At 38.9% G+C, this 12,052-nt stretch carries 15 protein-coding genes, 1 rRNA gene and 2 other annotated features; of the genes, 13 read left to right on the plus strand and 3 right to left on the minus strand.

Features of this window, described 5'->3' with window-relative positions; translation table 11 throughout:
* The 6 genes from GGQ84_RS14400 to GGQ84_RS14425 form a co-directional block, all read left to right on the plus strand.
* Window positions 1-443: transposase (locus tag GGQ84_RS14400; RefSeq protein WP_429163506.1), on the plus strand; the 443-nt coding region annotated here is incomplete at its 5' end.
* Window positions 444-666: 223 nt separating this feature from the next.
* Window positions 667-948 carry a hypothetical protein gene (locus GGQ84_RS14405; RefSeq protein ID WP_429163507.1) on the plus strand — a complete coding sequence of 94 codons (282 nt, stop codon included), beginning with the start codon at window positions 667-669 and terminating at the stop codon, window positions 946-948.
* 113 nt (window positions 949-1,061) lie between these two features.
* The gene (locus GGQ84_RS14410) at window positions 1,062-2,162 is read left to right on the plus strand and encodes a plasmid pRiA4b ORF-3 family protein (protein ID WP_429163508.1); all 1,101 of its coding nucleotides are present in this window, start codon (window positions 1,062-1,064) and stop codon (window positions 2,160-2,162) included.
* Window positions 2,163-2,494: 332 nt separating this feature from the next.
* A complete protein-coding gene (locus GGQ84_RS14415; RefSeq protein WP_429163509.1) occupies window positions 2,495-2,683 on the plus strand; it encodes a vWA domain-containing protein in 189 nt (62 codons plus the stop codon).
* Window positions 2,683-2,859: a hypothetical protein gene (locus GGQ84_RS14420; RefSeq protein WP_429163510.1), complete on the plus strand. Its 177-nt coding sequence runs from the start codon at window positions 2,683-2,685 to the stop codon at window positions 2,857-2,859. Before GGQ84_RS14415 ends, GGQ84_RS14420 begins: the two co-directional genes overlap by 1 nt.
* A gap of 11 nt (window positions 2,860-2,870) precedes the next feature.
* Window positions 2,871-3,089 carry a type II toxin-antitoxin system death-on-curing family toxin gene (locus GGQ84_RS14425; protein WP_429163520.1) on the plus strand — a complete coding sequence of 73 codons (219 nt, stop codon included), beginning with the start codon at window positions 2,871-2,873 and terminating at the stop codon, window positions 3,087-3,089.
* A gap of 260 nt (window positions 3,090-3,349) precedes the next feature.
* Here GGQ84_RS14425 and GGQ84_RS14430 read toward each other — a convergent pair whose 3' ends face one another.
* Both GGQ84_RS14430 and GGQ84_RS14435 read right to left on the minus strand, forming a co-directional pair.
* Window positions 3,350-3,697 (minus strand): type II toxin-antitoxin system PemK/MazF family toxin, encoded by a 348-nt coding sequence (locus GGQ84_RS14430; protein WP_429163511.1) that lies wholly within the window; start codon window positions 3,695-3,697, stop codon window positions 3,350-3,352.
* A complete protein-coding gene (locus tag GGQ84_RS14435; RefSeq protein WP_429163512.1) occupies window positions 3,697-3,966 on the minus strand; it encodes a hypothetical protein in 270 nt (89 codons plus the stop codon). Before GGQ84_RS14435 ends, GGQ84_RS14430 begins: the two co-directional genes overlap by 1 nt.
* Window positions 3,967-4,170: 204 nt before the next feature.
* On the opposite strand from GGQ84_RS14435, the gene GGQ84_RS14440 reads away from it, so the two are divergent.
* Together GGQ84_RS14440 and GGQ84_RS14445 are read left to right on the plus strand one after the other, a co-directional pair.
* On the plus strand, window positions 4,171-4,845 hold the full coding sequence (locus GGQ84_RS14440; RefSeq protein WP_429163513.1) for a transglutaminase-like domain-containing protein: 675 nt from the start codon (window positions 4,171-4,173) through the stop codon (window positions 4,843-4,845).
* Window positions 4,846-5,086: 241 nt separating this feature from the next.
* Entirely contained in the window at window positions 5,087-5,590 is a 504-nt protein-coding gene (locus tag GGQ84_RS14445) for a type III PLP-dependent enzyme domain-containing protein (RefSeq protein ID WP_429163514.1), read from the plus strand.
* Window positions 5,591-5,674: 84 nt separating this feature from the next.
* On the opposite strand, the gene GGQ84_RS14450 is transcribed toward GGQ84_RS14445, so the two are convergent.
* Window positions 5,675-6,547, minus strand: a complete 873-nt coding sequence (locus GGQ84_RS14450; RefSeq protein ID WP_429163515.1) for a DegV family protein — start codon at window positions 6,545-6,547, stop codon at window positions 5,675-5,677.
* A gap of 372 nt (window positions 6,548-6,919) precedes the next feature.
* Here GGQ84_RS14450 and nhaC point away from each other — a divergent pair, with 372 nt between their 5' ends.
* The 5 genes from nhaC to rrf form a co-directional block, all read left to right on the plus strand.
* On the plus strand, window positions 6,920-8,299 hold the full coding sequence (gene nhaC / locus GGQ84_RS14455; RefSeq protein ID WP_429163516.1) for a Na+/H+ antiporter NhaC: 1,380 nt from the start codon (window positions 6,920-6,922) through the stop codon (window positions 8,297-8,299).
* Window positions 8,300-8,393: 94 nt separating this feature from the next.
* On the plus strand, window positions 8,394-9,119 hold the full coding sequence (gene nagB / locus GGQ84_RS14460) for a glucosamine-6-phosphate deaminase (protein ID WP_429163517.1): 726 nt from the start codon (window positions 8,394-8,396) through the stop codon (window positions 9,117-9,119).
* Between the two features lie 171 nt (window positions 9,120-9,290).
* Window positions 9,291-9,881, plus strand: a complete 591-nt coding sequence (rbr, locus tag GGQ84_RS14465) for a rubrerythrin (protein ID WP_429163518.1) — start codon at window positions 9,291-9,293, stop codon at window positions 9,879-9,881.
* A 62-nt stretch (window positions 9,882-9,943) separates the two neighbouring features.
* Window positions 9,944-10,175: a binding site (T-box leader), on the plus strand.
* 57 nt (window positions 10,176-10,232) lie between these two features.
* The gene (gene tyrS, locus GGQ84_RS14470) at window positions 10,233-11,456 is read left to right on the plus strand and encodes a tyrosine--tRNA ligase (RefSeq protein WP_429163519.1); all 1,224 of its coding nucleotides are present in this window, start codon (window positions 10,233-10,235) and stop codon (window positions 11,454-11,456) included.
* A gap of 147 nt (window positions 11,457-11,603) precedes the next feature.
* Window positions 11,604-11,712: a sequence feature (23S ribosomal RNA rRNA prediction is too short), on the plus strand.
* A gap of 246 nt (window positions 11,713-11,958) precedes the next feature.
* Window positions 11,959-12,052: ribosomal RNA gene (rrf, locus tag GGQ84_RS14475) — 5S ribosomal RNA — on the plus strand; the annotation flags it as partial.

Raw genomic sequence — 12,052 nt, forward strand, 5'->3', positions numbered from 1 at the left:
GCAATGAGAAGGAGCCACCTGCTGGGTTTTCTTCCAACGGAACAGCTAGATGCTCAATGGGCTATGACATGATTTACTGGGGTGTTGATGGCAATCGCCTAAAGTTCAGATGCCCCCATGTATTAGGCAAAGTTAATTGCCCGCAAGGCTCTAATTGGTGCTCAAAATCTAATTATGGCCTAGTTCGAAAAGTTAATGTAAACAAAGATTACAGGCGTTTTTCAGCACCTCACCGAGATACTAGACAATGGAAAGAGTTATACAACGAGAGAACTAGTGTAGAGAGATGCTTTGGCCGTCTAAAAGAACACCTGACAGTCAATGACTTACATGTGAGTGGTATTGAAAAAGTTAAAACACATGTACACCTAAATGCAATAGTACTACTAACATCAGCACTGGCACTCAAGAAGTCTAATGCCAAAGCTAAAGCAGTTGCATAAATAGCAAAAAACACACGATAAAAAGCAAGGTGAAGAGAGAAAATCTTTAATATGTCAACTACAAGACTTAATTAGCGATTTCCCTAGTCATATTAAGGGCTTATTTGCTAATTTAGTCTGCGAAAGTTGAGGAATTAATTATAGATGGTCAGCAACGAGGTGATAATATTCAAAAGGTCATGGGGGGAAATATAAGGAAATCTGTGATGAGATTATTGAAGCTATGCCTAAGAAGACAAAAAAAGATAAGATTATAGAGCATTTAGGTACCTCTCTTAATGTAATATGGATTTTAGGGCTTATTGCTTTAGTCAAAAACTTGGTAATTAGTAATAAAGTAGTATCATTTTTGAAAGAATGGCTTATTGCGGGTGCCGCTTTCACTATAATAATACTGGGTAGTATATATTTTAAAACCATTATAGTGACCATTCCATTATGGTTAGCAACGATTATAGTCATATTTATTTTTGTTACTAGTAAAATAGTAAATGATAAAGTATAATATGAGATTATATTTACCTGTTCATGAATAGAGCTGTGGATAGGTGAAGTATGTTCCCTCAGATAAGTTTGTGTCAGGCACGGATGAGTTCCCGTTTTTAAGGAGATGAAAATATGCAAATTGCACTTACTAAAAAATTATCGAAGGCCATGGGCGTAAATCCCCCAGCGGCACATGAATATAAAAATCCGCTTTTTTCTTGGACAGCAAATTGGACAAAGGTTTGGGATAATCGCAGAGCAGAGGATATGCTTGTGTTGGTTAACAACGCAACGCGCTTTACCGTTGCGATTTACCAAGTTAAGCGGAAGGATTTAAAAAATGTAGCGAAAATAATGAAAACGGCCATTACAAACACACTGCTGTCCATGAATTTAAACCCGGATCTTGTAGAGGAATATATGCAATTGGCAGGTGAGGTAGAGTTTACCCAAAATAGTAACAGACAGACAGCGTCGTGGGTAGCAAAAGCAGGACTTGAATGCGCTTTTTATGTTGGGAATGAATATAATGGCATTGCAAAAATGTTTAGTGATACTGTTGGTGTTTCTGCAAATTACCGTATTGTCAACTATTCCGGCAATAGTAGCGAGGGGTTCTACCCTTACAAAGCAATGATTATTGCACTTTCTGAACTTACAGGAAAGCAAGCGTATAAATATCGTGCCTTTGAATTAATGATCACACTTGATTTGGAAGTATACAAGGCGGTGCGGAGAATCATTGTACCTGCTGACATAGAATTTGTATGTTTACACAAGGTGTTGCAGTCGGTTTTTAGCTGGCAGAATTATCACCTTTATGATTTTACCATCTTTGGCGACAACAATCGTGTAGCGGTTGCCAGACTGGTTTCATTTGAGGAAGACCTGGATTACGATGAAGATGCGATTTTAATGGAAGGACATATATTATCGGAGTTTTTCCCGGAGCACGAGGATATGGTTTATACCTATGATATGGGGGATAACTGGGAGCATGAGATACAGCTTGTTCGTGTCATCGAGGAGCATGATGAGGAATCACCCTATTTGCTGGATGCAAGTGGTCAAACACCACCTGAGGATGTGGGCGGCATAGGAGGATTTATGAGCTTTCGTGAAATCATGCTGAACCCTAGCCACCCGGAATATGGGGCCATGAAGGAATGGGCAAAGTATTGGACTCTAGAGCTCGCTGATTGGAAAAGCCGCCCCAGAGTCATAAATGTATAAGTGTAATTAATGACACATGGTCTCTTGCAGTGTATAAATTTTAATAACACTGGTGACACCAAAAATAACCGAAGTACCCGATAAGCAATTAAGGTTTTTTTGAAGAAAGTTTTGCTTGATTACGGAAGTGAATATATCTGAAGAGCCCGGTGCGGTAGTTCCGCACGCCGGGATCTGTGCGGGGGACGTCGGGCAACTGGCGTTCCTACCGTGACTCCGCAATAATGCAGAAGGTTTACAAAGTTAGCTAGAGGTGTGCATGCTGTCTCGTTTAAGGGATATATGGTTGATTAACGTTAAATTATATAATAAAATAGGAGTAATTACAGAAAGTGGAACGGGGTGTAAAGATGGACCTAGCTCAAAAATTACTCAAAGAATTTACAGATTTACCTGAAGAAAAAAAGAAGAAGCTAATTGAATTTGCAATTGCATTAAAGAAAGAAAAAGTTGAAGTTGAGAAAATGATGGATACGATTATTGACGAAAACGAAGAAGCCTTAGAGGAGCTAAGCAAATAATGAGAAGTATAACTCTAGACCACATACTATTATTTCATAAAAAGATTGTGTCAAGAACTGGTGGGAGCGATGGTGTGAGGGATGTAGGTTTAATTGAAGGTGCTCTGAATAGGGGACTAATGACTTTTGACGGAGAAGAATTGTATAAAGAAACAGAAGAAAAATTGCAGCAATAACCTACGCACTAATAAATAATCATGGCTTTGTTGATGGTAATAAAAGAGTAGGAGTAGCCGTCATGTTGCTATTACTAAAGTTGAATGACATAAGAGTAAAAAATACCCAATCGGAATTGGTGCAGTTAGGGCTGGACATAGCAAGTGGAGTCACTAATGAAAAGGAAATATTAGAATGGATAAAAAAGCATAAAGATTACATAAACAATGACAACAAGGAGAAGAGGTAAATCCTTGTTTTTTTATTTTTATAATAAAGGGACAGCAGCATTACATGCGGATAACACGAGCATTCCCACAAGGGTACGGTGTAGCTAGGATTCTGGGGTTTGCCGCACCACATACCCTTTGTCACAAGACTTGCAAGTATTGCAGGAAGAGTAAGTCTTGCGCCAGTTACAGGCACGTTGGGAATGCCGGAACGTTATACGCAAGCACTTTGGTATGGGATTGTTCACTTCCTAGCAATATTTCTAGCTTATTGAGTTTTTTATAGCAAGTCGAGGTAGAGTTTAACAATACTTCTTATCTGATCCCTATAATCTTCGCTTTCAATGAAACCACATTTGCTACCAAGATATTCTTTGGATATAGCTCTAATTTGATGAGCCATAGCAATAGAAGGTTGGGAAAGTTGAGAGACTTCTGGCTCCAACAAAACCTCTACAGGGTATATTTTTCTGCCAGGTTTATACGAAGTTAAACAGATTATAGTAACAATTGGAAGAGTTTGATTAACTGCTTCTTCAGAGATAACTAAAACAGGTCTTTTGCCAGACTGTTCTGAGCCTTGAGTAGGATTTAGGTTTGCCCAAAAAATATTCCATTGATAATTCATTATTGTTCATTCTCCTTAGTTGCCTCAAAATCAGAATAAGAAAAATCATCCATGGATTTCTTTAAATCCTCCATAAACATTGAGTCTTGAGAAGCTTCTTTCATTTTTTTATATAGATATTGTTTTTCAATCCCTTTAACATAAGATTCAAGAGCTTCTTTTACAGCAGCATTTACAGAAGGAATATGGCCTTCTGTGGAGTATTGCTTTAACTTCTGATGTAGCTCAATTGGAAGAGAAAAAGTATAGTTTTTGACAACCCGTGACATAAAAACACCTCCAGTTACTATTGTGCATATATATTGTACTAAATCAAATATGATTATACAATATAAAAAACAGAATGTAGTATTTGATTTCTAGATATATTTATGATAAGCCCCCAGAGTGTATCCATCTACAGAGCGACAAATTGTTTTGATTGTACTTGCTCCAGCGAAAAGCAAACTCCTATCTTTTATGAGGTGATCTAGATGAAGAATGTGATCGAAATGCTTGAGAGTCATCCGGCGGTTCGTTTTGGGCTTCCGCCCATAGCGGTAGTGGGATGCACCCTGCTCTTTCTGTTCGGGATCAGCTATTTCGGCAGTACTCATACCTACACCGTGATAGGTGTTCTCCTACTGGTAACGGGGTATTTCTGCGGGTGGAGAGTTTTGGGAGTCGTCGTGACGCTGTCATGTGCCTTAATCTTGACTACTGGTCCCTACATGGTTGTGCCGCGTGTTCAATGGGCAGAAACGGCCGGGTCACCAAGTCCACTACTTTACCACAGCCCAGACGACCCAGGTCCGGCTGAGCTACGCGAAGAGTACGGCCTAGACGATGTGATTAGAGGCGTTGAGGATGAGTTTGAGCGGGTGGCGGTCCTGGCGGAGTGGGTCAACAGCAGGTGGAGTCATTCGGGCTCGAACATGCCTTCATCATCAAACCCCTTGGTGATTCTCAGGGAAGCGGCTGACGGAGCCAGTTTTCGGTGTATGGAGTACAGCTTAGTCATGGTGGGTGCGTCTCAGGCTATGGGTATGCCTGCGCGGGTTGTGGCTCTTAAAACTAAGCGCGCAGCCACAGCACATTCGGGTGCTGGTCATGTGGTGGCTGAGGTTTGGCTGAACGATTTGGAGAAGTGGGTAGTTGCTGACCAGTGAGGTGCACTATGAAAATTTAGCAAATACAGTTTGTTACTTACTGGTGAGGAACCTTCGCTGCATAAAGAAATTAATACAATAATAGAGCTTAGTAAAAGTAGGTTTCGTGAAATTAGTGTTAATACTAATGGATTCGACTCAAGTTGGCTTGAGTGTCTAACGAACAGAGACATACATGTTCAGATCTCTATAGATGGAGTGCCATTAGTGCACAATTCTTTAAGAAGTAATGATAAGATAGATGTCTATTCAAAGATATATTAGAAATAATGCTTTGTTTGATACGGTTCTAAAAAACAAGAATATTAACGTGATTTGTGTGCATTGTCATTTTTCAAGAAATACAAGGAACCCAATAATTTATGCTGATATTGTGAAGGAATTGTGTGAAATAATTGGAAATAGCCTTGTAAGAAATTCATGTTCATATGTCACAAGGATTATTGATGTAAAAACAATACACAGTGTAACATATGTAACTGTTGACGGAACGAGATTACATTTGTTTCCCGGGCAAGGAAAGCCTTTGCTGGATTACAGGATACACTTGAGAAAGGGAGAGACTGTGTCAAAACAGATTATTGTGGGCAATACGTGTAAAGAGTCAGATGTAATCTTAGAAATTAATAATTGTAGACGATTAGAAGTTGGTGAAGTCTTAGAATTTGATAATTTGGGAGCATATTTGTTAAATGAAATTCCAGAATTTTTGCTAGATTATCCTTCAGTGTATCATAAAGACTAGACCCCCCTTTGGCTTTAGGGGGGTCTTACTTTAACAATCCAAGTTTGACGCCAAATCTAATGCTAATCATTTAGATTCAACTTATTATTTGCTTTTTTCCATATAAAACATGGAAATACCGCCTAACCCCACGTGGGTTCCCACAGCTACTCCCATTTGCATAATGTAAATATCACCTTGGAAACTAGCTTCTGCAATCATTTTTTCCTTCAAATCTTCTGCTACCCCTTTATTTGAGGTATAACCGATGAGTATAAAGTCAGTCATTTCCTGATTGTTACGCTTGAGAAAGTCGTTGACATAGTAGCTAAGTACTTTTTTACGACCCCGCTCTTTGGCAACAACTGCCCCCTTGCCCTGCTTCATGGTCATGATAGGCTTTATGTTTAGCAGCTTCCCGACAAAACCTCCCGCATTGCTGAGTCTGCCGCTGCGGATTAAGTTGTCCAGATCATCCACGGACAAATAGTGTTTGACGTTGGTCTTATATGTCTCATTAAAATCAACCAGTTCTTGAAAAGTTGCTCCCTGCTCCCGCATCCGGGCACTTTTTATTACTAGCCAACCACTGCCATGACTCATACACTTTGAGTCTACTACATGGATTTTTACTGGTGAGTCGGGATGTTCTTCAAAGAAATAACCCTTGGCAATCTCTGCCGATTGATAGGAACCGCTGGTGCCACTGGACATGCAGATGCAGAGAATTTCCTGATGCCCCTCAGTTACTGCCTGATTCATTATATTCAAGAACTCCATGGGGCTGGGCATGGCTGTGGTGAGGTGCTGCGGCATCCCTTCTTTCATCATTTGATACAATTCGTCCGGGGTAATATCAATTCTATCCCGATAAGTTTTATCCTGAAAGTTAATCACTAGTGGTGCCAAATCTACTTGGTATTTATCCAAGATATCTTGGGACAAATCACAGGTTGAATCAGACATTATCTTTATCATTTGCTTGCCTCCTGTTATATGCCAAAGGAAAATCTGTAATTTTTTTGCAGATGTTAATCTGGCATGCTTATAGGTTTCTACTGGTAATTTTATCATAACATTTAAACAAATTGAACTTTCACTTTGCGAAAATTCTTATTTACATCCACAGTTAACCCATGTATAATTGACTATGTAGAATGGAAGTTAGGTAGTAATTAATTTAATTTTTTATTGGTTTAATGGTAGGGCGGTAGCATAGGGCAGAACATTGTCTATTTTTGGTGCACTCCATTAGGGGTGCACTTTTTTTTATTCCGCAAGTTTTCGTTAAACCAGGTTCAATCATACCCATTAACTCCATTTTAACAGCTAAGAGAAAGGAATGTAACAATGAAACGAAACTTTACTGTAGGATCTGCAACTTTATTATTTGTATTAATGCTAGCAACGATGATCTATAGCATCCTTTACTTGGGAGTACATCCACATATCCCACTATTATTATGCTTGGTTGTTTTGGCGATTATTTCGCGAGGAAGAGGTTATAAATGGGATGAAATTGAAACAAGTTTAATTGATGGAATTAAAGTCGGACTAAAGCCAATTATGATCTTAGGCTTGATTGGTATCACTATTGCAGTTTGGATGATGAGTGGAACTGTTCCTTATTTGTTAGACCTGGGGTTCTCTTTTATTTCTCCACAATGGTTTGCTATAAGCGCACTGTTTATTTGTATTATTGTTTCTAGTTTTACAGGCAGTTCCTTTACTACCATAGGAACAGTTGGTGTAGCACTAATGGGGATTGGAATCGGTTTAGGTATTAATCCGGCAATTGCTGCTGGAGCTATTGTTAGTGGTGCGTGCTTTGGAGATAAAATGTCCCCGCTATCAGATACTACTAATTTTGCTTCTGGTATTGTAAAAGTAGATCTTTTTACTCATATCAGGCACTTGTTATGGACTACAGTGCCTAGCTTGTGCGTAACAATAATTATATTTTATTTTATAGGTAAAACCCAATCATCTTTAACATCATTTGCTGATATTGAGTTAGCTAAAAACGCGTTAGCAACCAATTTTAACCTTAGTGTACTCTCGCTTATTTCGCCTTTATTAGTCATAATTTTAGCAGTTAAGCGTTGGCCAACAATACCTGTGATTATGGTTGGCATCGTAAGTGGAATTATAACTGCTGTCTTTTTGCAGAATAATGTAGCTCCAGCTGAGTTATTTAATGTTTTACAGGGTGGTTTTTCAATAGAAACAGAAAGTGCCTTAGTTAATGGAGTTGTTAACCGTGGCGGATTGCAGTCAAAAATGTGGTCTATTTCATTAATAATCATTGCCCTAGCACTTGGTGGATTAATTCAGGGTGTTGGTCTAATTCAAACTTTATTAGACGGGTTTAAAAAATGGTTGACAAACAGAGGTCATTTAATAACTTCTACTGCTCTGTCAGCAATAGCTGTAAACCTGACTACTGGAGAACAATACTTGTCCATTTTGTTACCAGGTCAAACGTACCAACATTTTTATGAAAAAGCCAATCTGCATCCAAAAAACTTATCGCGTACAGTTGAGGATGCTGGTACATTGATTAATCCATTAATACCTTGGGGAGTTAGTGGTGCCTTTTTTTATAGTACCTTAGGGGTCTCTGTTGTTGAGTATGCTCCATATGCATTCTTCCTGTTTTTGTCACCAATATTTGCAATTATATTTGGATATCTTAATATTGGGATTGCACCCTTAAACACTAAAGAGTAGACTATAGTTTAGGAAAAAAACAATTGTATTTCGCATGTAGGGGTATAATTATGGTATACTAATAAGATACTGATGCAGATGAGGTGAGAAGAAAATGCAATTAGAGATAGTGAAAGATTACGATGCTCTGAGTAAAAAAGCGGCATATATATTGGCAAGTCAAATTATCTTGAAACCTAAAAGCGTCTTGGGATTAGCAACTGGATCTACTCCTATTGGGACTTATAATGAACTTATTCATATGTACAAAAATGGGATAATAAATTTTTCAGGAATCACGACTTTTAATCTTGATGAGTATTATGGGTTAAATGTTAATGATAAACAAAGCTATCATTATTTTATGGAACAGCATCTTTTTAATAATATAGATATAAAAAAGGAAAATATCCATATACCTAATGGAAAGGCAAACAATATGGATGTAGAATGTCAGCAGTATGAAAATAGTATTAAAGAAGCAGGTGGGATTGATCTTCAATTATTAGGGATTGGACAGAATGGCCATATAGGCTTTAATGAACCAAATGAAAAGTTCGAGGCATTAACCCATCTAGTAAATCTTGATACAGATACAATAGAAGCAAACGCAAGGTTTTTTGACTCAATAGATAAGGTGCCAACTCAAGCCATCAGCATGGGTATAAAAACCATAATGCAGTCAAACAAAATATTGCTTCTAGCAAGTGGCGAGAACAAAGCTGAAGCTGTGTATAAAATGATTAAAGGCAACATTACACCTGAGCTGCCAGCATCGGTGCTACAGTTACATTCAGATGTTGTAGTAATTGTAGACGAAGCAGCAGCAACTCTGTTATAAGTAAACTTTGCCACAGGGTAAGTTTTTAAGGTGTTCTAAAGCAAAGCATATGGACAATGGAATAACAAATAGGATAACTCATAATCCCCGAAAGGGGATTATTTCTTTTTTATTTGGAAAAACTAATAGCTATAATAATGTACAACTATAAGGGTAAAAGGAGAGATACAAATGAACTTAAAAGGAAGTAAGACATATGAAAATCTGATGAGGGGATTTGCTGGGGAGAGTCAAGCAAGAAATCGCTATAATATTGCCTCCTCTGCTGCCAAGAAGGAAGGATTTCATGTGGTTGGAGCTGTATTTGATTATACAGCAGACCAGGAGAGGGCTCATGGCAAAGTATTCTATCAAAAGCTTAGGGATTTTGCAGGTGATAATATTAGCATTTCTGGAGCCTATCCCGTTGATTTGTATGATGACACTGTTAAAGCTCTGAGAGCAGCCCAGCATAATGAGCTAGAAGAATGGGATGAGGTATATAAGAGTTTTGGTAAGACAGCACGGGAAGAGGGCTTTGAAGAAATTGCGCAAGTTTTTGAGGGTATAGCAACTATTGAAAAAACTCATGCAGATAGATTTGGGAGACTAGCTGATGAAATAGAAAATGGGTCCATATTCAGGAGAGGAGAGGAAATTGCCTGGATGTGTACTGTATGTGGCAATATACATGTAGGTAAAGAAGCACCAGGGAACTGTAAGGTATGTCACCATCCACAAGGGTTTTTCATGCCTTTTTCTGAATCCTTCTCACAAGATTAAGCTGCCCATGGCACTTTACTTTTTGAGCTTAATCAATTACAATGTAAATTAAAACATATTAACACAAAGCCATGAAGGGAAGAAGTAGGTCAGTTTTTCGTCTTTCAGAGAGCAGCCGGTTGGTGCGAGGCTGTAGACAGGCTGATACGAATACATCCCGGAGCTGCTACCTGAATTATTAGTAGGGTTTGATGGGTACGCCCGATATAGCGTATTAGTGCTTTTGCACTTACTGAGGGAAGTTCTGTGAAGAGCTTCCAAGGTAGAGGTGGTACCGCAATTATTGCCCTCTGTTCCAAATTGGAGCAGGGGCATTTTTTATTATTAAAATTTGTCAAAGGAGTTGTGATTATGAATATTTATGATGAACTGGTAGCTCGTGGCTTAATTGCACAGGTTACTGACGAAGAAGAAATTAAAGATCTTATCAATAGTGGTAATGCCACATTTTATATTGGGTTTGACCCCACTGCTGATTCTTTGCATGTTGGTCATTTCATGGCATTATGCCTGATGAAGCGTTTACAGATGGCAGGAAACAAACCAGTTGCCCTTCTTGGAGGTGGCACAGGCTTTATCGGTGACCCATCGGGTCGTACTGACGTACGTTCTATGATGACCCCTGAAACAATCCAGCATAACTGTGACTGCTTCAAAAAACAAATGGAAAAATTTATTGAATTCGGTGATGATAAAGCAATTATGGTCAACAATGCAGACTGGCTTTTAGACTTGAATTACATTGACATGCTTCGTGAAGTGGGCCCCCATTTCTCAGTAAATAATATGTTGCGGGCAGAATGCTACAAAAATAGAATGGAAAAAGGGCTCTCTTTCTTAGAGTTTAACTATATGATTATGCAGTCCTACGATTTTTACTACCTATATCAGAATTACGGCTGTAATATGCAGCTTGGTGGAGATGACCAGTGGTCCAATATGTTGGGTGGTACGGAATTGATTCGTCGCAAGCTGAGCCAAAATGCCTACGCTATGACAATTACATTGCTGATGAATTCTGAAGGCAATAAGATGGGAAAGACTGCAAAAGGCGCTGTGTGGCTTGATCCAAACAAAACATCACCTTTTGAGTTTTTCCAGTATTGGCGTAATGTTGGTGACGCTGATGTTCTCAAGTGTATACGCATGCTTACCTTCTTACCACTTGAGCAGATTGATGAAATGGATAAATGGGAAGGTAGTCAACTGAACGAAGCCAAGGAAATTTTGGCCCATGAACTGACTAAATTAATTCACGGTGAGGAAGAAGCCCAAAAGGCAAAAAAAGCATCTCACGCTCTCTTTTCTGGCGGCTCAGACGACTCTAACATGCCAACTACTGAAATTACAGCCGAACAGATGAAGGATGGGTCTATCGGTATTTTAGATTTAATGATGGCATGCGGTCTAACAGCTTCTAAGAGTGAAGCAAGGCGTCTGGTACAGCAGGGTGGAGTACTGATTAATGATGCTAAAGTTGAAACAATTGATTTTAATATTACTTCAGAACAATTAAAAGACGGGGTTAAAATACGTAAAGGAAAGAAAACTTACCATAAGGCTTTGATCAAATAAAGGATAGAAATGATTGCTCCCTCAGACTGCGGTTTGAGGGAGATTATATTACAGTCAACTGAATATTGATTGAAGAGAGGAGATATGTTGTGATAGCAAGTGAAGAAAAAATTGAAATTATAAAAATTGAAGATAAAGACTTAAAAGACCTCGATGTCGGCTCATCGCATCCTGGGGCTGAAGTAGGTCCCAAGGGTTGGGCTGTTCGCCCATTAAAGCGGTACGTGAGCTGGGTTCAGAACGTCGTGAGAAGTTCGGTCCCTATCCGTTTTCTTACACTGTTTTAGTTATATATAACTTAATAGGATATAGCGCTTTTATGCGCGTCAATATAAAATGTAATATGGTGAATGGATTGGCGGAAGCTTGAAAAAATTACTTAACGAAGTTGACCGAACAAACTCCAACTGTTTGAGCAAAGCGAGTTTTGGAGTTTAGGGAAACGAGTTTAGAAATTTACCAAGCTGAAGACTAGAATGAAACATATTAACATGATATATCGTCTGGTGGTGATGGCGAGGGGGTTACACCTGTTCCCATGCCGAACACAGCAGTTAAGTCCTTCAGCGCCAATGGTACTTGGACCGAGAGGTCCT

This window comes from Desulfitispora alkaliphila (genome assembly GCF_050433185.1).
GTDB classification, from domain to species: Bacteria; Bacillota; Desulfitisporia; order Desulfitisporales; family Desulfitisporaceae; genus Desulfitispora; species Desulfitispora alkaliphila.

What these genes read in the sequence shown, in the direction of transcription:
- GGQ84_RS14405 (WP_429163507.1), top strand. Translation starts at nt 667, where the DNA reads ATGCCTAAGAAGACAAAAAAAGATAAGATTATAGAGCATTTAGGTACC.
- GGQ84_RS14410 (WP_429163508.1), top strand. Translation starts at nt 1,062, where the DNA reads ATGCAAATTGCACTTACTAAAAAATTATCGAAGGCCATGGGCGTAAAT.
- GGQ84_RS14420 (WP_429163510.1), top strand. Translation starts at nt 2,683, where the DNA reads ATGAGAAGTATAACTCTAGACCACATACTATTATTTCATAAAAAGATT.
- GGQ84_RS14430 (WP_429163511.1), bottom strand. Translation starts at nt 3,697, where the DNA reads ATGAATTATCAATGGAATATTTTTTGGGCAAACCTAAATCCTACTCAA.
- GGQ84_RS14435 (WP_429163512.1), bottom strand. Translation starts at nt 3,966, where the DNA reads ATGTCACGGGTTGTCAAAAACTATACTTTTTCTCTTCCAATTGAGCTA.
- GGQ84_RS14440 (WP_429163513.1), top strand. Translation starts at nt 4,171, where the DNA reads ATGAAGAATGTGATCGAAATGCTTGAGAGTCATCCGGCGGTTCGTTTT.
- GGQ84_RS14445 (WP_429163514.1), top strand. Translation starts at nt 5,087, where the DNA reads ATGTCTATTCAAAGATATATTAGAAATAATGCTTTGTTTGATACGGTT.
- GGQ84_RS14450 (WP_429163515.1), bottom strand. Translation starts at nt 6,547, where the DNA reads ATGATAAAGATAATGTCTGATTCAACCTGTGATTTGTCCCAAGATATC.
- nhaC (WP_429163516.1), top strand. Translation starts at nt 6,920, where the DNA reads ATGAAACGAAACTTTACTGTAGGATCTGCAACTTTATTATTTGTATTA.
- nagB (WP_429163517.1), top strand. Translation starts at nt 8,394, where the DNA reads ATGCAATTAGAGATAGTGAAAGATTACGATGCTCTGAGTAAAAAAGCG.
- rbr (WP_429163518.1), top strand. Translation starts at nt 9,291, where the DNA reads ATGAACTTAAAAGGAAGTAAGACATATGAAAATCTGATGAGGGGATTT.
- tyrS (WP_429163519.1), top strand. Translation starts at nt 10,233, where the DNA reads ATGAATATTTATGATGAACTGGTAGCTCGTGGCTTAATTGCACAGGTT.